The organism is Sodalis ligni, from assembly GCF_016865525.2.
In the GTDB taxonomy this organism is placed as follows: domain Bacteria; phylum Pseudomonadota; class Gammaproteobacteria; order Enterobacterales; family Enterobacteriaceae; genus Acerihabitans; species Acerihabitans ligni.
The window spans coordinates 1,136,141-1,156,560 of the sequence record NZ_CP075169.1; the positions used below are offsets into that span (position 1 = coordinate 1,136,141).

Sequence of the window (20,420 nt, forward strand, 5' to 3'; positions counted from 1 at the left end):
GCGCCCGGCGCGCAGCCAGCGGAGTGGACTAGATGTCCATGAGCATGGCGAGCACCGCGCAACACCGGCAGGGGCCTTTCGCAGCCATTCCGCAGACACTTTAGGGTTGTGAGGTTAAGTGACTAAGCGTACACGGTGGATGCCTAGGCAGTCAGAGGCGATGAAGGACGTGCTAATCTGCGAAAAGCGTCGGTAAGCTGATATGAAGCGTTATTAGCCGGCGATGTCCGAATGGGGAAACCCAGTGCAATTCGTTGCACTATCATTGCGTGAATCCATAGCGCAATGAGGCGAACCGGGGGAACTGAAACATCTCAGTACCCCGAGGAAAAGAAATCAACCGAGATTCCCCCAGTAGCGGCGAGCGAACGGGGAACAGCCCAGAACCACCATCAGCTTTTGCATCAGGAGAACGGTCTGGAAAGTCCGGCGACAGAGGGTGATAGCCCCGTATCCGAAGGTGCAGGAGTTGTGGGTTCGATGAGTAGGGCGGGACACGTGATATCCTGTCTGAAGATGGGGGGACCATCCTCCAAGGCTAAATACTCCTGACTGACCGATAGTGAACCAGTACCGTGAGGGAAAGGCGAAAAGAACCCCGGCGAGGGGAGTGAAACAGAACCTGAAACCGTGTACGTACAAGCAGTGGGAGCCTTGAGAAATCGGGGTGACTGCGTACCTTTTGTATAATGGGTCAGCGACTTATATTCTGTAGCAAGGTTAACCGCATAGGGAGCCGTAGGGAAACCGAGTCTTAACTGGGCGTGTAGTTGCAGGGTATAGACCCGAAACCCGGTGATCAGCCATGGGCAGGTTGAAGGTTGGGTAACACTAACTGGAGGACCGAACCGACTAATGTTGAAAAATTAGCGGATGACTTGTGGCTGGGGTGAAAGGCCAATCAAACCGGGAGATAGCTGGTTCTCCCCGAAAGCTATTTAGGTAGCGCCTCGTGAATTCATCTTCGGGGTAGAGCACTGTTTCGGCTAGGGTCCACCCCGGATTACCAACCCGATGCAAACTGCGAATACCGAAGAATGTTATCACGGGAGACACACGGCGGGTGCTAACGTCCGTCGTGAAGAGGGAAACAACCCAGACCGCCGGCTAAGGTCCCAAAGTCATGGTTAAGTGGGAAACGATGTGGGAAGGCATAGACAGCCAGGATGTTGGCTTAGAAGCAGCCATCATTTAAAGAAAGCGTAATAGCTCACTGGTCGAGTCGGCCTGCGCGGAAGATGTAACGGGGCTAAACCATGCACCGAAGCCGCGGCAGCGATACCTTCGGGTATTGTTGGGTAGGGGAGCGTTCTGTAAGCCTGAGAAGGTGGCCTGTGAGGGTTGCTGGAGGTATCAGAAGTGCGAATGCTGACATAAGTAACGATAAAGCGGGTGAAAAGCCCGCTCGCCGGAAGACCAAGGGTTCCTGTTCAACGTTAATCGGAGCAGGGTGAGTCGACCCCTAAGGCGAGGCCGAAAGGCGTAGTCGATGGGAAACAGGTTAATATTCCTGTACTGGGTGTGACTGCGAAGGGGGGACGGAGAAAGCTAGACCGGCCGGGCGACGGTTGTCCCGGTTCAAGCGTGCAGGTGGAGAGGACAGGAAAATCCGTTCTCTTATCAACACTGAGGCGTGATGACGAGCCACTACGGTGGTGAAGGGGTTGATGCTACGCTTCCAGGAAAAGCCTCTAAGCACCAGGTCACATCGAATCGTACCCCAAACCGACACAGGTGGTCAGGTAGAGAATACCGAGGCGCTTGAGAGAACTCGGGTGAAGGAACTAGGCAAAATGGTGCCGTAACTTCGGGAGAAGGCACGCTGGCATTAGGTGGAGGGACTTGCTCCCCGAGCTGAAGCCAGTCGCAGATACCAGCTGGCTGCAACTGTTTATTAAAAACACAGCACTGTGCAAACACGAAAGTGGACGTATACGGTGTGACGCCTGCCCGGTGCCGGAAGGTTAATTGATGGGGTTATCCGTAAGGAGAAGCTCTTGATCGAAGCCCCGGTAAACGGCGGCCGTAACTATAACGGTCCTAAGGTAGCGAAATTCCTTGTCGGGTAAGTTCCGACCTGCACGAATGGCGTAATGATGGCCAGGCTGTCTCCACCCGAGACTCAGTGAAATTGAACTCGCTGTGAAGATGCAGTGTACCCGCGGCAAGACGGAAAGACCCCGTGAACCTTTACTATAGCTTGACACTGAACATTGAGCCTTGATGTGTAGGATAGGTGGGAGGCTTTGAAGTAGGGACGCCAGTCCTTATGGAGCCAACCTTGAAATACCACCCTTTAATGTTTGATGTTCTAACTCCGGCCCCTAATCGGGGTCGAGGACAGTGTCTGGTGGGTAGTTTGACTGGGGCGGTCTCCTCCTAAAGAGTAACGGAGGAGCACGAAGGTTAGCTAATCACGGTCGGACATCGTGAGGTTAGTGCAAAGGCATAAGCTAGCTTGACTGCGAGAGTGACGGCTCGAGCAGGTGCGAAAGCAGGTCTTAGTGATCCGGTGGTTCTGAATGGAAGGGCCATCGCTCAACGGATAAAAGGTACTCCGGGGATAACAGGCTGATACCGCCCAAGAGTTCATATCGACGGCGGTGTTTGGCACCTCGATGTCGGCTCATCACATCCTGGGGCTGAAGTAGGTCCCAAGGGTATGGCTGTTCGCCATTTAAAGTGGTACGCGAGCTGGGTTTAGAACGTCGTGAGACAGTTCGGTCCCTATCTGCCGTGGGCGTTGGAAGATTGAGAGGGGCTGCTCCTAGTACGAGAGGACCGGAGTGGACGCACCACTGGTGTTCGGGTTGTCATGCCAATGGCATTGCCCGGTAGCTACGTGCGGAAGAGATAACCGCTGAAAGCATCTAAGCGGGAAACTTGCCTCGAGATGAGTCTTCCCTGTGGCTTTAAGCCACCTGAAGGGACGTTAAAGACGATGACGTTGATAGGTCGGGTGTGTAAGCGCAGCGATGCGTTGAGCTAACCGATACTAATGACCCGTGAGACTTAACCTTACAACACCTAAGGTGTTTGAGCTGTGAGAGCGTTGTCCGCAAGGGCGATGAGAGAATTTTCAGCGACTGTTCCGGATAAAGGCCGACGGTCATCAGTAAAAGATGACGGTTGGATAACGAATTTGCCTGGCGGCACTAGCGCGGTGGTCCCACCTGACCCCATGCCGAACTCAGCAGTGAAACGCCGTAGCGCCGATGGTAGTGTGGGGTCTCCCCATGCGAGAGTAGGGAACTGCCAGGCATCCAATTGAACGAAGCCCTCTGTGAAAACAGAGGGCTTTTTCATATGCGTCAAACTGGCAGTTCACTACTCAAGGGCTTTTTAATGTCTATCATATCAATCAATACGGTGTTGGGCTGGGGCTGACATTATCGTCAGCCGGTCTCGAACCTGTCTGATGTCTCTTACCGGGGGGGCACCGAACATGCGGCTATACTCCCGTGTGAATTGCGGCACGCTTTCATAACCCACTTCATAAGCCACATGGCTAGGAAGTTTTCCGTCGGCCAGCATGATCCTGCGCGCCTCGATCAGCCGCAGCTGCTTTTGGAACTGGAGGGGAGACAAGGAGGTTACGGTTCGAAAATGTTGATGAAAACTGGAAATGCTCATACCGGCCGCTTGCGCCAGGCGTTCTACCCGAAGGGGGTGTGAGAACTCCTCACGAATGATAGCCACGGCTTTGCTTATCCGTTGAGCATGGCTTTGCGCGACGCCAAGCGCCCGTATAGATGCCCCGTGATGTCCCACTAACAGCCAATAATGCATTTCACGTATTAACTGCGACTGAAGGAGAGGCAGGGCCTCAGGGCGTTCAAGTAATCGCATCAGACGCAGCGCCGCATCGGCGACTTCATTTTCTGTCGCGGCGACTCTGACCGGAAAGTTCTTACTGTCGCGGGCAGCGTTCATCTCCATGGCCAGCGTCTCAATCACCGCCGGATCAAATTCAAGTACCAGTGAATAGTAAGGCACACCAAGGCTCGCCTTGGTGATCTGGCTTATCGTGGGTACATGGGCGGCGATGACTAATGAATCCCCTTCACCGAAACTGAATGATCGGCTTCCCGTTGTGACACGTTTTCCGCCTTGCAGCACCAGTGCCGCCAATGGGCGGGAGATTGCGTATTGCAGTTCGCTGGGCATAGTTGCGCGTATAACGCTCAGGCCCGGAATCGGCGTACGGGCCACGCCGCTTGAATCTGCATGGGTATCCGCATATCGCCCTACAGCGCTCAGCAAAGAATGGTTCATGCTTTCCACAAGACTAAACCAAAAGGAGGAATCATCCCAACATACCCAGAATGAAGCCGCTTGCAAACTATTTGGAGAATCAGGCAAGTATAAACACGATTCTGGCAACCACGCGCAACCAATCCGGGCCAACATGTTCTCTGTTGTCAGCGCAACCTTCCCATTAAGCGTTTAAACGAGGAAATAACGATGAGTAAAATCACAATCGTAACCGGCGCCAGCCGCGGGATTGGCCGTAATACAGCCCTTGGCATCGCCCGGAACGGCGGCGACGTTGTGCTCACTTACCGGAGCCGCCGGGCAGAGGCCATGGCTGTGGTGGCTGAAATCCGGGCCTTGGGCCGCCAGGCCGTTGCTTTACAGCTTGATGTCGGCAATGTATCCACCTTCCCGGCATTCGTTGAGCAACTGCGCGCGGTACTCAGCGAAACCTGGCGGCGCGAAAGTTTCGACCATCTGGTCAACAACGCCGGACATGGTGATATGGCCCTGATTGCCGAGATGGACGAAGATTCATTCGACAAACTGGTGAATGTCCACTTTAAAGGTGTGTTTTTCCTTACCCAGAAACTCCTGCCGCTTATCGGCGACGGCGGCCGCATCGTGAATATTTCTTCCGGACTGACTCGCGTGTCCGCCGAAGGCTGGTCGGCATATGCCGCCGTCAAGGGAGCCATTGAAGTTCTTACCGTCTATATGGCGAAGGAACTGGGCAGTCGCCGCATCGCAGTCAATACCGTGGCGCCGGGAGCGATTGAGACGGATTTTTTGGGCGGCGCCGTCCGGGATACGCCGGAGTACAACCGGTTCTTTGCCGGCATGACCGCGCTTGGCCGCGTTGGGGTGGCGGACGATATCGGCCCGATGATCGCCGGGCTGCTGGGTGAGGATAATCGCTGGATCAATGCTCAACGCATTGAAGTATCCGGTGGCCAGGGTATTTGAAGCGCAAGGGATAGGGGAGGTAATATCAAGGAAGGAATCGGAACATGCCATCCCTGGCTTGAGACAGTGAACCAAAAAGCGTCCAAAGACGTTTCAACGTTGTTCAAATTTGGTTGTCCCAGGCGGCGAGCTGATGCGCTTTAAGCATATCCTCCACCGCCTGGGGCACGACGTTGCGAAACTTGCCCGTATCGGCGGGGACGATTTCAATCATGCGATCAATCATCTCCTGGGCGTCGAAGTGGCCGAAGGGCGACGCCAGCTCTTCATCGAACTGCGTGCGCAGATCGGCGCGTTTGGTGATATTTTTCCCGTCGTCGAGCCAGCGGAATGCCGTGTCGGCCATGGTCTCGTTAAAGCCGGTATAAAAAGCGCCGGGATTGATGGTTTGAACCTTGATGCCATGACCGGCCAATTCCTGCTGCATGGCTTCGGCAACCGATTCCAGCGCATGCTTGGTGGCGGCGTACACGCCCCATTTGGCCGGGGAAAACAGCCCGCTCATCGATGAGGTAAAGACCACCTTTCCCTGTTTATTCTGCTCGATCCACTTTTTGACGAAAGCCTGCGTCAGGGTGAGCGGAAGAAAAACGTTGATTTCGAAGTTCCGGCGAACGAGATCGAGCGGGATCTCGAAAACCGGTCCGCCTTCTCCCATGCCGGCATTGTTCCAAAGCACGTCGATATCCCAGCGCTGGGCAAAAGCCATGTCATATGGATCGCACAGATCAAGCTTCTCGACCCGCAGGTTCGGAAGCCCGAGGGCCTTGGCCTTCTCCCGCAGCGGTGTGACCTGCGGCGAAAGCTGCGCAGTGGCGATGACATTATGCCCGTTGCGGGCCAGGCCGATGGCGGCCGCTTCGCCGAAACCCGAGCCGGCGCCGGTGATAAGGATGGTCTTGATCATGCTAGTACTCCCTAAAGATATGGATGAGATCATGGGCGGGGCCATAACGTTGATCGGCTAGAATGCCATATCCAACATTTGTTTGTTTAAAAGCTAACATATGTTGGATTTTGATGCAAGAGCCTTTAAACGAAAATTTTTTCGCAACAATGACCATATCGGGAGACGCATAAGGTGGGGAAAGCCGTCGGTAAACCAGGAATGGGGGACGGGAAATTAATCGCTAAGATAATAAAGCGTATAGCCGGTAGCTGCGCCGGCCACATCCCAGGCAAAATCTTTCCAGCTCCATCCGGTGCCGGCGGCGCGGCTGTCGAAGCCCTCTTTGGCGGCGCCAAGAGAGATGGAAAAAGCAAAACCGATATTACGGCTACGGGCCGGTGAAGCGTTTTGATGTTCCGCTACGGCGCTGCCCGCCATGGCGAGCGCGGCGGAGGCGGCAAAATGCACCGTTTTATCCTGCCCGGTCCAAGTATCCTGCGCCATATGGGCGCAGGCGGTGCACCCTATCAACGGCAACAACACCGAGAATTTCCACGCATTGCCGATACGCGTTTGCAGCATTATTTCCTCATAAGCTATCGGCATCAGCCGGCTGAACAGCGAGATCCCGACGGCCGCGTTAAGGGGTGTCCACTTTTGGGAGATGGCATGTCACAGGATTCGGCTGATGAGACGATCGATACGGATGCGGCGTAAACGACGAATCAGCTTACGCACTTTTATCGGGTAATCGCCGATTCTATCCAGTTCGGTAAAATGCTTTATGACCTGGGTATGGGTACGGATCAGATGGAGTTCATGCTCCCGTTGCTCCCGCAATGATTGCAGGGGATCATGGATCAGCAGCGCATTCTCCAAATCCAGCCGCCAGGCGCGGGGATTGAGGTTATTGCCGGTGAGCAATTGCCATTCATCATCGACCCACATCCCTTTCAGATGATAGCTGTTGTCACCGTCTTTCCATAAGCGCACCACTAACTGGCCATTATCCACATAGCGCTGCAGGCGTCCAAGGAAGCGGCGCAAATTGATTTCGTACAGATAAGGCAACGCGCCGATAATCTTGAAGGGCTGATCTTCCGGGATATAAAAATCATTGGCGGTTTTATCGCCGACAATGATTTCCACCTGTTTGTTCTGGCGCAGCAGAGAGATAATGTTCCTGACCAATAAGGCGGGCATATTGAAATAGGGCGTACACATTATGAGCTTGCTGTCGGTACAAGACATCAAATGGTGGATGGTCTTGTTCAGCGGGCTTCTCTTGCCGAGCCCTACCAGCGGGGTCACGGCCAGCTGCCGGTCAGAGGCCGTGCCGGGATAGGAGTAGGCCGCATCCCGCAGGGATTGACGAAACAGCCGGGTATCGTTGCGAATTTCTATGCTTTTGGGCCGATCGGGATTATCCAGCCGATTTACTGCGGGGCGGTTAACAGCCGCTGCTTGAGATAATCCAGCATGCTATCGGCCAGAACCGGGTTGTTGATAATCTGATAGCGATCGTAGCGGTACTTGTCCAACTGGTGCAGGTAAACGTCATTAAGGCTGGCGCCGCTGTAGATAACGGTATCGTCGATGATAAAGCCTTTTAAATGCAGCACGCCCAGGGCTTCACGGGTATTCACCGGTACGCCGAATATCGGTACCGAAATATCGGGGTGTTCTTTCGCCAGGCGGCAGTACCAATCGGCATTGGTATTCGCCGCCGCGACGCCGATGCGCCCGCGCTGTGCCCGATGCCAATCCACCAGTACGCAGACCTCCAACTCCGGATATTGCTGCCTGGCCCGGTACAGGGCCGAGAGAACGGCATCGCCGCCTTCATCTTGTTCAAGGTAGAGCGCCACCAGATAAATACGCCGCCGGGCTCCCTTAATGGCATTCAACAGGGCGATACGGAATTCTTCTGGACTGGATAACGTTTTTACATCTTCAACCGTCTGGGGAATTTTTGGCAGTTGTGCAAGGTGTTGTTGGTGTTTGGTACGTCTAAAGTTTGACAACATCACAGTGCGCTTCTTCTCTTGTCATCGTATGGTGGAATGACCATATGCAAAACATAATTATGCGGAATCGGCCATAATAACATTACTTTCAGCCGTTGTGGCCTTGTTTCGCCTCAGGTTGATTAGCCCTTGAGGTAATTTTGTCCGTCGCGGCAGGAGATTCGGCTGTTAGCCTCAGCGATAAAGCGACGATGCCGTCCTCTAACTGCAGCTTGACGGTAAACCCCAGCTTTTTCGCCAGCGCTATCATGCCCTGGTTGCTGGGCATGGTAATGGCGGTTAAACGATCAAGTCCGTGTTCCCGGGCATAGCCGATCATTTTTTCCAGCAGCAAGCGCCCCAGACCCAGTTTTTTCAGATCGGATCTCACCAGCACCGCGAATTCAGCGTCGATATTGTCAGGATCGGCAATGACCCGGGTAACGCCGACGATGGTTGATTCGAGACCGTGACGTCTTACCGCGACAAAAGCCATTTCACGATCGTAGTCGATTTGGGTCATGTAAGCCAAATCTTCATGGGTAAATTCAGTGATCTCGCTGAAATAGCGATAGTAGAGATCTTCCGGCGTGACCTGGCCGATGAACTGTTTGAGCATGGGTTCGTCTTCCGGCAGGATGGGCCTGAGCAGGCAGCGTTCGCCGTTTTTCAGCAAAATCTCGGATTCAAGCTTTTGCGGATAGGGGCGGATGGCCAGGCGCGCTTCCGGATCGCCGCGGCATTCCGCCAACGTCAGGCTGACATCCAGCAGGGTCATATCGTCGCCGCAGGCCAGCAGGGGATGGATATCGAGATGGACTATCTCGGGACAGTCCAGCAGGAGCGTGGATATCTTCACCAGCAGCTGGCTTAATGCGGCGACGTCCAGCGGGTAAAGCGGGCGCCGGTCGCGGATTGCGCCCTTTTTCAGCCCCTGCAATACCATATTATGCGCCAAGGCCATGTTCAGGGGCGGCAGCCCAACAGCCATCTGATCCGCCTGGCGCCACTCGCTTTCGCTTTCCCCCATCAGGATCAGCGGGCCGAACACCGGATCCTCCTCCACCAGGATCCGGAGTTCCAGCGTGCCGGCGCGGTTGGCCATGCTTTGTACCAGCATACCGTCGATTCGCGCCTGGGGATAGGCCTGCGCGACCCGTTCAATCATGGCGTTGGCCGCCTGTTCTACCTCCCGGGCGTTGCGCAGGGAGAGCATGACGCCCTGTACGTCGGACTTGTGTGGGATATCCGGCGATCGCAGTTTAAGCGCCACCGGATAACCTATCTTATCGGCGATGGCAACCGCCTCGGCGCTGTCGCCGGCAATCCAGGTGGGCAGGGTAGCGATGCCGTAGGCCTCGACGATCGGCCTGATTTCATGGGTGGCCAGCTGAAAAACCCCTTCATCCAGCGCCTGGCGGATGAGCTCATGGGCCTGTGCGGTATCCGCCGCCAGGCTGACCGGCAATGCCGGCGTCTCCATAAGCTGCTTTTGGTTGCGGCGGTATTCCGCCATATGCATAAATGCGGTAACCGAACCTTCCGGCGTACGGTACGTGGGGAGCCCCGCCTCGGTAAAATGGCGCCTGGCGTCGCGGGAGGAGAATTCGCCGCTCCAGTTGGTCAGCACGGTAACCTGTTTGCCGCGGGGGTGCTGCTTGAACAGCTCGATAACCTGCAGCGCGGTTTCACTGCTGGGGGAGACGGCGCTGGGGGCGTGGAGGATCAGTACCGCGTCATAATCCCGGCTGTCCAGCAGGCACGATAGCGCCGCCCGGTAGCGGGCCGGATCGGCGTCGTCCCCTAAATCCAGCGGATTGGCGGTCGCGATTTGCGCCGGCAATACGCTTTGCAGCGCCTGGCGGCTGGCGGGACTCAATGTGGCCAGCTTGCCGTGCCGGCTGAGGAGCTCATCAAGCGCCAACGCCGCCGGCGCGATGCCGTTGCTGACTATCATCAGACGCTCGCCGCGCAGCGGACGCATGTGACTCAAGGTTTCCACCGCCGAGAACAGCTCATGGGTGTCCCGTACCCGCAGCATTCCGGCGCGCTGGATGGCGGCGTCATAGGCGGCGTCCCGGCCCTGGGGGTAATTCAGCAGCCGCTGCGCCTGCGGCGTACGGCCGCTCTTGATCACCAGAATGGGTTTATTGCGCGCCGCGCCGCGGGCGGCTGATAAGAAGCGCCGCGCGTCGCTCAGATGTTCAAGATGCAGCAATATCGCGCTGGTTTTGCCGTCCCGGGCCAGAAAGTCAAGCACATCGTCCACGTCGATATCGATGCTGTCCCCCAGGGCGATAAAATAGGAAAAGCCGATTTCCCGCTGCTGAGCCCAATCCATGATGGTGTTGGCCACTGCGGCGGATTGGGAAATAAAGGCCAGCTTGCCTTTGTGGATATGGATGGGCACCGGAGAGAAGCTGGCGTTAAGCCCTTGCCAGGGCGAAACCAGGCCCAGGCTGTTGGGACCGAGCAGGCGCATGCCGTAACGCTGGGCACAGGCTTTTAATTCGGCGAATTGTGCCAAAGGCGAGGAAAGGATAATCACGGTTTTGCAGCCGTGCCGCCCCAGCTCATCCAGCAGTCCTGGGTTACGGCGGGCGTGGGTGCAAATCACCGCCAGGTCCGGTATTAGCGGCAGGCTGGCGACGTCGGGGTAGCTCAATACACCGCAGACCGCCGAATATCGCGGCGTAACCGGCAGCACCGGGCCGCCGAATCCGCCGGCCAGTAAATTACGCATCATCAGGTAGCCGGCGCGTCCCGGCGTATCCGACGCGCCCAGAACGGCAATGGATTTAGGCCTGAGCAGCGCGTCCAATCCTCGTTGACTCATTCGTTTCCCCTCCTGGCGCACTGGCTAAGTGTATGCGTTTTTAGGGAACAGGTGTTGTGATGGCGCGAGGAATTTGCAGTGTATTGTGGTGTGATTTACCCGCCAGGTATCGGTTGCGAAACAGGGCGAAGTGATCTGCCAGGCCCTTCGCCGCCGCGTTATCGCCGGCCTGGTACAGCAGGGTGGCGGCCACTTCGGCGGTGCAGTGATGCCCGTCGCCGTGGGATTCCCGCAGCCGGTAGGAGGATAGAGTGTGCAAATCCAGGGATAACACCGGAAAATCAGCCAGATAAGGACTCTTGCGGAACATCTTTCCCGCTTCCGGCCAGGTGCCGTCCAGCAAAATGAACAGCGGCGGCAACGCCTGCGGTCTGATTTCATTGAGCACCCGCCGGCCGGCCGGGACATTCTGTGCCGGGAATACCACGTAGGGCTGCCGTCCGCTGTCGTTCACCGCTGCCAGCAGCGCCGGCGCCGGTTCGGTGCGGGACCAGAGAAACGCCTGGGTGTCCGGCAGGATATCCGCAATCAGCCGCCCGGTATTGCTGGGTTTCAACGGTTCCGAATCAAACATGATCAGACAAAACCGGCTCAGGGCCTGGCGGGGCGTGATATGATCGCACAGGCAAACGGGAAGCGGCAGCAGGCAGCCTTCACAGCGTTTGACCCGGCAACCGCGGGCGCGAAAAGGCCTGGTGGCGAGTGCAAGGCGGTATTGACGCAAGGCCAGCACGGCATTTTGTGTCATAGGTTGCTCGAGTAAAAGAGAGAGTTTACCGGACCTATGGCAAGAAAAGGTAATTTTTTTCAGTGGGCGAGGCTTTGCAGCCGTGGCGGGAGTCTCTCCCCGGCACGGCTGCGGATAGCGACGACTCAGGAGGCTTTTTGGATGGAGAGCCCTTCGTCAAGCCACTCTTCAAACGGCCCCTTGGGCATGGCGCCGTGCAGTGAATCCACCATTTGGCCCTGTTTAAAGACCATGATGGTGGGAATGCTGCGGATCTTGAAGCGGGCGGCCAGCTGCGGTTCGGCCTCGGTGTTGACCTTGAGGAACCGCACCTTGCCGCGGCGTTCGCCGGCCACGGCTTCATAAACCGGTGCAAAACCGACGCAGGGACCGCACCAGGGCGCCCAGAAGTCGATTACCACCGGCAGGTCGTCCTGCAGCAGCTTGTCCAGGGTCTGGGCAGTGGCGTGGGTGACTTTACCGTCCAACAGCGCCTCGCCGCAGCGGCCGCACTTGGCGCCGTCGCTGACTCTTCCGTCCGGCAGGCGGTTGGTGGCCTGGCATGATGGGCATACCGTATTCATATAATAACCTCGCGGAGCGGCGAGCGGCCGCTCTTTATCTGAGCAATGATCTCAAGTATGGTGAAAGACCGGGCGGGTGACAAAATGATTTACCCGATGGCTTTGATAGTTGCCGGCTTTAACGCCGGTGCGGTAGCTAAAAAGAGCAAGATCGGGTAATCTTCGCGCCCAGCACTCGGGTGGAGAAACAAATGAGCGATTCGCTGAAGGGTAAAAACAATAAAGTCCGCGTCATGTACGTGCGTAAAGATGAAGAGGAAGCGCCCCGTCGTCCCGCGCGTTCTGCGCCGCAAGGCCGCGACAGCGCCAATAAGCGCGGGGAAGCGCCGCGCCGCGGCGAGGGGCGTCCCCGCCGTGACCGACCGGACGACGGGGCCGGCCGCCGGGATAAACCCGCCGCCATGCCGGATTCGCCGTGGAAAACCCATTATCAGAGCGAGGATGAACCGCTGGCGGCCGATCACGGCGGCATCAGCGGCAAAAGTTTTATCGACCCCGAGCAGCTGCGCCGTCAGCGTGCGGAAGAGACCCGCGTCTACGGTGAGAATGCCTGTCAGGCATTATATAAAAGCCGCCCCGACTCTATTGTCCGCGCCTGGTTCGTGCAATCCGTCACGCCCCGTTTCCGCGATGCGCTGCGCTGGATGGCCGCCAATCGTAAAGCCTATCATGTGGTTGATGATGAAGAGCTGGCCAAGGCTTCCGGCACCGAACATCATGGCGGCGTCTGTTTTTTGATTAAAAAACGTACCGGCCTGGACGCTGAATCCTACCTGCAACAGACGGTGGCGGTGGAAAAGGACTGCGTTATGGCGCTGGAAGACGTGTCCAATCCCCATAACCTCGGCGCCATATTGCGCAGTTGCGCGCATTTCGGCGTCAAAGGGGTGATGGTGGATGATAGCGCGGCGCTGGAATCCGGCGCCGCCATACGCACCGCCGAAGGCGGCGCTGAGCATATCAGCGCGATCCAGACCGATAATTTGCCGGAGGATCTTGAACGCTTCCGCCAGGCGGGATATACGGTGGTGATTAATTCCGGCCGGCAGGGCAAGCCGCTGGCCTCGGTGACGATGCCGGCAAAGATGGTGCTGGTGCTGGGCCAGGAAGGCAATGGACAATCGGATGTGATGGCCGGAACCGGGGATCTGTCGGTGTCTATCGGCGGTACCGGCCGGGTCGCCGGCCTGAACGTATCGGTGGCGGCCGGGATTTTGCTGGCGGAGTGGTGGCGGCAGCATCTTTAAATTGTCAACCCGCCTATCAGGCGGGGTTATTTTCAACCAGCAATTCATCCAGCTTATCCAGCAGCTTGCGGGTCACCGCTTCAAGCTGCTGTTTCTCTTCAGACGTCAACGTCGACCATAACGCCATTAGACTTTTATGCTGCGGCGGCAGCAGGCTGTTCAGGAATGCTTCCCCGGCGTCGGTGAGATGCAGATGCAGGCAGCGGCGATCGCTTTCGCTCTCCTTGCGCTCAATCCAACCGCGTTTTTCCAGCTCGTCGGCGATACGGGTGGCATTGGTACGGGAGGATCCCAGCGCAGAGCTGAGTTCCGAAGGTTGTATGCTGAAATTGTCCTGGGACTCCAGAGTGAGCAGCGCCATAAACAGCGTTTCGTTTATTCCCTGGGCTTTCAGCATGCGATTGCGGTTTTCCAGCAGTTTTCCCTGCATATGCATGCACAGGCGGGTCAGCAAGATTTCCTGGAAAGGAAAACCGGCCCGCCGCTGGGCGCGCTGGGTCAACATATGCTCTATGGGCGTAAAGGAACTTTCCATAATGATTATCACCTCATTAGTTACTGGAGGTATAGTAACTAATGTAATCACTGGTGTATATATTTTCTACATAAAAAAATAAGCAGCCTATGTATAGCGCCATCAGAACGGCAGAAATTTAAATACCAGTCCGTAACACAGCGCTCCGGCCAGGGTGGCGATTATGATGCTGCGGGTTCGATAAAACAGCGCTATCAGCACCGTGAATCCGGCCAGGGTGGGCACCAGCTTATGCGTGTCGCGCAGGACGTCCGGTACGCTTGAAACCACCAGCAGGGCGCAAATGGAGGCGATGCCGATACCGTCCAATATCCGGCCTATCCAGCGGCCTGGATAATGTTCGCCTTTGCCGGCGCCCGACCCCAGACGCAGGGGAAGATAGCGGAACAGATAATTGGCCAGGCCGACCACCAAACCGATAATGATGACGGTGTGACTCATCCGCGCTCCTTGGCGGCTGTTTTACCCGGAACGGCCAGGGCGGCCAGGCAGCCGCCGCCGATGCCCGCCAGTATCGCCATGGGGATCGACAGCAGCAGCAGGCCCGCCAGCGCTCCCGTCAAGGCGGCCGCCAGTACCGGCGCCTGGCGGCGCTGGAACGCCGCCAGCAGGAAACCGAGGAATAACGCCGGCAGCATAAAGGTCAATGCCGCTTCCAGCGCCGGGTAGGCATTCAGCGGACCGTTGCCGCACAGCGCGCCGGCGGCGGTGCCCAGCACCCAGGACCCCCACGAGCATGCCGCGACGCTTAGCATCCAGTTTTCCGACCAGCGCCGGTTGTCCTTGATTAATTTGGCGATGGCCGCGGCGAATACCTCGTCGGTCAGGCCAAAGGCCCATACGGCGGTTTTACGCGGCGACAGGCCGCCCCGTATATGATGGCGCAGCGCCGGGCCATACAGCAGATGCCGCACATCCATGGCCATTACCGTTAACGCCGCGACCCAGATGGATATGCCGGCGCTCAGCAGGGTGGTGATCACGAACTGGCTGGCGCCGGCGTAGATAATGCAGGAGAGGAAAATGCCTTCCAGCGGGGTGAAACCCAGTTTGACGGCGTTCATTCCAAAAGCGAACGCCACCGGCACATAACCGATAACGATGGGCAGGCTGTCAAAAACGCCCTCGCCGAATGTCGCCTTCGGCAGCGGCAGGGTGTCATGGGGATATTCCATATACGCGGTCCTCTCCGTGCTTTATCCGCATCCCGGCGTGAGATTCACGGGAAAATCCGGATAGAAAATGGAAAAGATTATTCCCGATCCGCGGCGAAAATACGAGGGGCGAACGTGCTGCCTGTCCGCCGGCCCACCCGCTATGGCATCGTCCATGCGCGCCTTCCAGCTCCTTGCCGTCGCTCAGGCTCTTAACCGGGTTTCGCTATTTTGCCGCGGCGGCGGTGCTTATCCAGCTGTCAAACAGTTCTTGATGAGCAGCAATCCAGCCATTGGCGTGCCGTTCGATATCTGCCGACGAAGCCTGTCCTTCGTGCATGCGAAGATTCTGTGCATTCACATCGGCGATGGGCAGCTTCATGATAGCAAACAGTTTCGCCGCGGCCGGATTGGCCTGCGCCCACTGCTTGTTGGCGACGATGCGCATACTGTTGACCGGAAAGCCGTAATCGGCGCCATTGGGAAGTTTGGTGCTGAGGGTTTTCTGCGGACCGGGCAGCGAAGAGAACGGCACCTGTAACCAGACCACGTCCCGGCCGGGCACCAACACATCGCTCACCCAGTATGGCGTCCAGGTATAATAAAGAATCGGTTTTCCTTCTTTGAATCGGGCAATGGTGTCGGCGATGATCGCCGCATAATTTCCCTGGTTATGTTCGACCGTATCGCCCAGTCCATAGGCTTTGATTTGATGGTTAATCACCGTCTCACAGCCCCAGCCCGGCGTGCAGCCGGCCAAATCGGCCTTGCCGTCGCCATTGGCATCAAACAGCGCGGCCAGTTTGGGATCTTTTAACTGGTCGATGGAGACAATGTGGTATTTGTCAGCGGTTTTTTTATCGATTAAATAGCCTTGGGCGGCGCCTTGCACATACTGGCCCTGGCGATAAAATTTATCCCCGCCCCCGGCGGCCTGGTATTGATGGGCAGGGGGCGGATCCCAGTCCACCGCCATAAAGGTGGCGTCGCCGGCGGCAATAGACGTGTAAGCCACGTTATAATCCACCTCGCGTATGGGCTTGATATCGTAGCCCAGTTTTTCCAGGGCTTTATCCACCAGCAGGGTCTGAAACGTCTCTTCGGTCAGGGTACTTTGCAGCGGTTGCACCGCGATGCCTTTACCGGGCTGGCCGGCGGCAAAGAAGTCTGTGCGGCCATGGCCGCGGTGAACGTCAGTGCCCAAATCGTTTTATTTCCCATGGGTAGTCCTTATCAAATAGTCAATAGGTGCAGCGAAATGCGCGGCATTCCGGCCCGGCATCGAAGCGGGAACGGGTCCGGAAGATCATCGCGATTTTATAACCTGCCCGGTGAGGGCAGGCCGTTAACAGAACGAGGCTATGCCATCCGCCGGTGCTTAAAGCGTCGGTTTTTTGATGAAGGGCCGGGTGAGCAGACCTAACGGGCCGCCGGCATACCAACGGCCATGCACGCGGTTTCGGCTATCCCGCCCCATGGATTGCGTCAGCCGATCGAGGATAATGGCCAGGATCACGATGCCGGCGCCGCCGATGGTCGCCAGGCCCATGTCCAGCCGGCCGATGCCGCGCAGTACCATCTGGCCCAGTCCCCCTACCGCAATCATGGAGGCGATGACCACCATGGAGAGCGCCAGCATCAGCGTCTGGTTGATGCCGGCCATAATCGTGGGCAGCGCCAGCGGCAGCTGTACCTTGAACAGCAGCTGGCCTGGGCTGGCGCCGAAAGATCCGGCGGCCTCCAGTAAATCCGCCGGCACCTGTTTGATACCCAGTATCGTCATGCGCACCACCGGCGGCAGCGCGAAGATAATGGTTACCACCACCCCCGGCACATTGCCGATGCCGAACAACATGACTATGGGTACCAGATAGACAAACGCCGGCGTGGTCTGCATAGCATCCAGCAAGGGCCGGATATAGCGGGCGGCCCTTTGGCTGCGGGCCAGCCAGATGCCCAAAGGCAGGCCTAAAACGATACAGAACAGCAGCGAGGTCAGCACCAGCGCCAGGGTGACCATGGCCTGTCCCCAGGCGCCGATGGCACCGATAATCGTCAGCGACGCCAGGGTGGCGACGCCCATGGCCGGGGTCGCTATCTGCCAGGCCAGCAGGGCGAACAGCACGATGGCGATAGGCGCCGGCAGCGCCAGCAAAACATGCTGGAAGCCGCTCAGAATGAAATCCACCGGTACACGGATGCCCTGGAAGAACGGGCGAAAATGCAGCACCAGCCAGTTAATACCAAAGGTTACCCAGCTATCCAAAGGGATGAGCGTATGGTGAAACGGATCCAGCAGCGTGAAATGCTCCGGCGCCGCGGCCGGTCCGCTGTTCAGCCAGTCGGCGCCCGGTTGGGCCAGAGGGTGGCCGGCCGCGGCGGAGTGGCCGGAGGCGGCGTTGTTCCATGCATCGGCGGGGGCATTCGCCCCGCCGGCCTGGGCGCTTTGCGCCGCCGTGTCCCCTTGGGGCAACGGCGCGCTGTTCCACGGATCGGCGGCAGGGGAAGGGGATGCGGCGCTCTGGACGCCGGTGGCGTTGGCCGATGAGGCGCCGGCCTCTGATGGGCTTGGTAATTTATTCATTGGTCGCTCCTTCCCGATCTAATGCTTGCAGCAACATGCCTTTGGAGATCACGCCGATATAGCGGTTTTCCTCACCTACCACCGGTACGGCACAGGGCGCCTGAGCCACGGTGGAGATCATCTCGTTTAACGGCGTATCGGCGGGTACCGGGATCGGACTGTCGAGCAAGGCCTGTTCCAGCGGCAGATTAGCGGCCAGGGCGGCCTTCAGTGAATCCACCGACACCACGCCGATGAACTTTTGCCCGCGTTCCAACAGATAACCGAAGTCGCGATCCTCATCCTGCAAAAGCTTCAAGGCGGAGCGCGGGCCGAAGCCAGGGGTTTTGCGGATCAAGGTGACCGGGCGCCGCAAGGCGATATCCCGGGCATTAAAAACATGGCTGACATCCACGCCGCGAAAGAAGGTGCGGACATAGTCATTGGCCGGGTTCTTCAGAATGTCCTCCGGCGTGCCCACCTGTACCACTTCGCCGCCCTGCATAATGGCAATGCGATCGCCGATGCGCATGGCTTCGTCGAGATCGTGGGAGATAAATACGATGGTGCGCTGGTGGCGGGCCTGCAGATTGATGAGCTCATCTTGCATCTCGGCCCGGATCAAGGGGTCAAGGGCCGAAAAGGCTTCGTCCATCAGCAGGATATCGGGGTTATTGGCCAGCGCCCGCGCCAGACCCACACGCTGGCGCATGCCGCCGGAGAGCTGGTCCGGCCAGGAAAACGCCTGCATCTCCAATCCCACCTGGGCCAATGCCTCTACGGCCTTGGTCCGGCGTTCGCCTGCGGATATGCCGGCCAGCATCATGCCGAAGGCGGTATTGTCCACCACGTTGAGGTGGGGCATCAGGGCGAAGGATTGGAATACCATGCTGATTTTCTTGCGCCGCACCTCGCGCATGGCTTTATCCGAGATCTTGGCGATATCGACGCCGTCAATCAGGACTTCGCCCCGGGTCGGTTCTATCAGACGATTGAGAAGGCGTACCAACGTGGATTTGCCGGAACCGGATAATCCCATGATGACGAATATCTCGCCTTCTTCAATGGCCAGAGAGGCATTTTTCACGCCCACCGTCAGACCGGTTTTTTCGAATATTTTATCTTTGTCGAGTCCCGTTTTCAGAAGCTTAAGCGCCCGTTCGGGATGGTCGCCGAATATTTTATACAGATTCTTAACTTCAAGTTTAACAGCCATGCAATTATTATTTCCCTGTGTTGCTTATACTATTTTGATTAGCTCTGGTGCATATAAAAAGGTTGTATACCCTAACATACTGAGCTCATTAGACAACCCCTAATCGACCCTTGCATGCCATATTCTACCGGCGGGGAAAACGCATTTCCTGCGATTTATCCAGCTATGACAGGCGTTTGATGGACTATTTCCGCCCTTGGATTCATTGCTGCCGTTTATGGCGCAAGAGGGCTTATTTTGTCCTGGATGTTGAAAATAGCCCGTATGGTCAAGCTGATTTCTGCTTCAGGAAGAATGTTCAATGCGATTATTTTTTATAAAATTTTTAATGAAAAATAGGTATTTTAAGAAGAGGGTATATTGTTTTAGATCTATCGGAATTCACTATTTATTAAATGACCGTAGAAAAGGGATATTACCACCGTTACCAGGGTAATATCCCGCAGGGTATATATATTAAAATGCCCAGTCCTCGTCTTCGGTATTCACCGCCCGGCCCATGACATACGAGGAGCCGGAGCCGGAGAAAAAGTCATGATTTTCATCTGCATTGGGCGACAGGGCGGATAAAATCGCCGGATTGACTGCGGTCATGGCCGCCGGGAACAGCGCCTCATAACCCAGATTCATCAGCGCCTTATTGGCGTTGTAATGAAGAAAAGCCTTTACATCCTCGGTCCAGCCGACGCCGTCATATAATTCCGCGCTGTAGATCAGTTCATTCTCATACAAATCCTGCAACAGGTCATAGGCGAAACTCTTGACGGATTCCCGCCGCGCCGCCGTGCAGTGTTCCAGCCCGCGCTGGAACTTATAGCCGATATAGTAGCCATGCACCGCTTCATCACGAATAATCAGACGGATAAGGTCGGCGGTATTGGTGAGTTTCGCCCGGCTGGAATAATACATGGGCAGGTAGAAGCCGGAATAAAACAGGAAAGATTCCAAAAAGACGCTGGCGATTTTTTTCGTCAGCGGATCTTCCTCGCGGTAATATTTTTCGATAATGGCCGCTTTATTTTGCAGCGCGCCGTTCTGCTCGCTCCAGCGGTATGCGGCATCTACGTCCGCCATCGAACACAGCGTGGAAAATATCGAACTGTAGGACCGCGCATGCACCGCTTCCATAAAGCTGATATTAGAAAAAACCGCTTCTTCATGAGGCGTGGCCGCATCCGCCATCAGGGCCGGCGCGCCGACGGTATTTTGCACCGTGTCCAACAACGTCAGGCCGGTAAATACCCTGATGGTCAGCTGTTGTTCCCGGTGGGAAAGTGTCCCCCAGGAGGTCACATCATTGGACAGGGGTATTTTTTCCGGCAGCCAGAAATTGGCGGTGAGGCGATTCCAGACCTCCAGATCCTTATCGTCTTCCAGGCGATTCCAGTTGACCGCCTTGATGGTACGCAGCGTGCGAGCTGTTGTCATGGCCGTGGGTTCCTT

Annotated in this window: 14 protein-coding genes, 2 rRNA genes and 2 pseudogenes; 4 read left to right on the top strand and 14 right to left on the bottom strand. The window is 56.8% G+C overall.

The annotated features are described in order from the left end of the window. Positions 1-112: 112 nt before the first annotated feature. A 23S ribosomal RNA gene (locus GTU79_RS05295) occupies positions 113-3,020 on the top strand. A gap of 125 nt (positions 3,021-3,145) precedes the next feature. Then, positions 3,146-3,261: ribosomal RNA gene (rrf, locus tag GTU79_RS05300) — 5S ribosomal RNA — on the top strand. A gap of 96 nt (positions 3,262-3,357) precedes the next feature. Here the strand turns inward: rrf and GTU79_RS05305 are convergent. Beyond that, positions 3,358-4,275: an AraC family transcriptional regulator gene (locus GTU79_RS05305; protein WP_203522650.1), complete on the bottom strand. Its 918-nt coding sequence runs from the start codon at positions 4,273-4,275 to the stop codon at positions 3,358-3,360. Positions 4,276-4,464: 189 nt separating this feature from the next. Here GTU79_RS05305 and GTU79_RS05310 point away from each other — a divergent pair, with 189 nt between their 5' ends. Continuing rightward, entirely contained in the window at positions 4,465-5,220 is a 756-nt protein-coding gene (locus GTU79_RS05310) for an SDR family NAD(P)-dependent oxidoreductase (protein ID WP_203522649.1), read from the top strand. 103 nt (positions 5,221-5,323) lie between these two features. Here the strand turns inward: GTU79_RS05310 and GTU79_RS05315 are convergent, their stop codons facing one another. The 6 genes and pseudogenes from GTU79_RS05315 to trxC all read right to left on the bottom strand — a co-directional run bounded on the left by GTU79_RS05315 (position 5,324) and on the right by trxC (position 12,262). Further along, complete coding sequence (locus tag GTU79_RS05315) at positions 5,324-6,127, bottom strand: SDR family oxidoreductase (RefSeq protein WP_132923200.1); 804 nt, start codon at positions 6,125-6,127, stop codon at positions 5,324-5,326. Positions 6,128-6,343: 216 nt separating this feature from the next. Beyond that, positions 6,344-6,613 carry a YfiM family lipoprotein gene (locus tag GTU79_RS05320; RefSeq protein ID WP_420854166.1) on the bottom strand — a complete coding sequence of 90 codons (270 nt, stop codon included), beginning with the start codon at positions 6,611-6,613 and terminating at the stop codon, positions 6,344-6,346. 168 nt (positions 6,614-6,781) lie between these two features. Then, positions 6,782-8,136: pseudogene (gene pssA / locus GTU79_RS05325) on the bottom strand (CDP-diacylglycerol--serine O-phosphatidyltransferase). 88 nt (positions 8,137-8,224) lie between these two features. Further along, entirely contained in the window at positions 8,225-10,951 is a 2,727-nt protein-coding gene (locus GTU79_RS05330; protein ID WP_203522646.1) for a bifunctional acetate--CoA ligase family protein/GNAT family N-acetyltransferase, read from the bottom strand. A 40-nt stretch (positions 10,952-10,991) separates the two neighbouring features. Continuing rightward, complete coding sequence (locus tag GTU79_RS05335; protein ID WP_203522645.1) at positions 10,992-11,699, bottom strand: tRNA-uridine aminocarboxypropyltransferase; 708 nt, start codon at positions 11,697-11,699, stop codon at positions 10,992-10,994. Positions 11,700-11,824: 125 nt separating this feature from the next. After that, entirely contained in the window at positions 11,825-12,262 is a 438-nt protein-coding gene (gene trxC, locus GTU79_RS05340) for a thioredoxin TrxC (RefSeq protein WP_203522644.1), read from the bottom strand. Positions 12,263-12,453: 191 nt separating this feature from the next. On the opposite strand from trxC, the gene GTU79_RS05345 reads away from it, so the two are divergent. Then, positions 12,454-13,509 (top strand): tRNA/rRNA methyltransferase, encoded by a 1,056-nt coding sequence (locus tag GTU79_RS05345; protein ID WP_203522643.1) that lies wholly within the window; start codon positions 12,454-12,456, stop codon positions 13,507-13,509. Between the two features lie 16 nt (positions 13,510-13,525). On the opposite strand, the gene mprA is transcribed toward GTU79_RS05345, so the two are convergent. The 7 genes and pseudogenes from mprA to nrdF form a co-directional block, all read right to left on the bottom strand. Then, positions 13,526-14,044, bottom strand: coding sequence for a transcriptional repressor MprA (mprA, locus tag GTU79_RS05350; protein WP_132923193.1), 519 nt, complete (start codon positions 14,042-14,044; stop codon positions 13,526-13,528). 102 nt (positions 14,045-14,146) lie between these two features. Next, entirely contained in the window at positions 14,147-14,485 is a 339-nt protein-coding gene (gene ygaH / locus GTU79_RS05355) for an L-valine transporter subunit YgaH (RefSeq protein WP_132923192.1), read from the bottom strand. Then, the gene (locus tag GTU79_RS05360) at positions 14,482-15,219 is read right to left on the bottom strand and encodes an AzlC family ABC transporter permease (protein WP_203522642.1); all 738 of its coding nucleotides are present in this window, start codon (positions 15,217-15,219) and stop codon (positions 14,482-14,484) included. The genes ygaH and GTU79_RS05360 overlap by 4 nt, the downstream gene beginning before the upstream one ends. Positions 15,220-15,424: 205 nt before the next feature. Beyond that, positions 15,425-16,419: pseudogene (gene proX / locus GTU79_RS05365) on the bottom strand (glycine betaine/L-proline ABC transporter substrate-binding protein ProX). 157 nt (positions 16,420-16,576) lie between these two features. Further along, positions 16,577-17,782 (bottom strand): glycine betaine/L-proline ABC transporter permease ProW, encoded by a 1,206-nt coding sequence (gene proW, locus GTU79_RS05370; protein WP_203522640.1) that lies wholly within the window; start codon positions 17,780-17,782, stop codon positions 16,577-16,579. Then, complete coding sequence (proV, locus tag GTU79_RS05375) at positions 17,775-18,977, bottom strand: glycine betaine/L-proline ABC transporter ATP-binding protein ProV (RefSeq protein ID WP_203522639.1); 1,203 nt, start codon at positions 18,975-18,977, stop codon at positions 17,775-17,777. Before proV ends, proW begins: the two co-directional genes overlap by 8 nt. 456 nt (positions 18,978-19,433) lie before the next feature. Continuing rightward, positions 19,434-20,405, bottom strand: a complete 972-nt coding sequence (gene nrdF, locus GTU79_RS05380) for a class 1b ribonucleoside-diphosphate reductase subunit beta (RefSeq protein WP_203522638.1) — start codon at positions 20,403-20,405, stop codon at positions 19,434-19,436. Positions 20,406-20,420 lie beyond the last annotated feature (15 nt).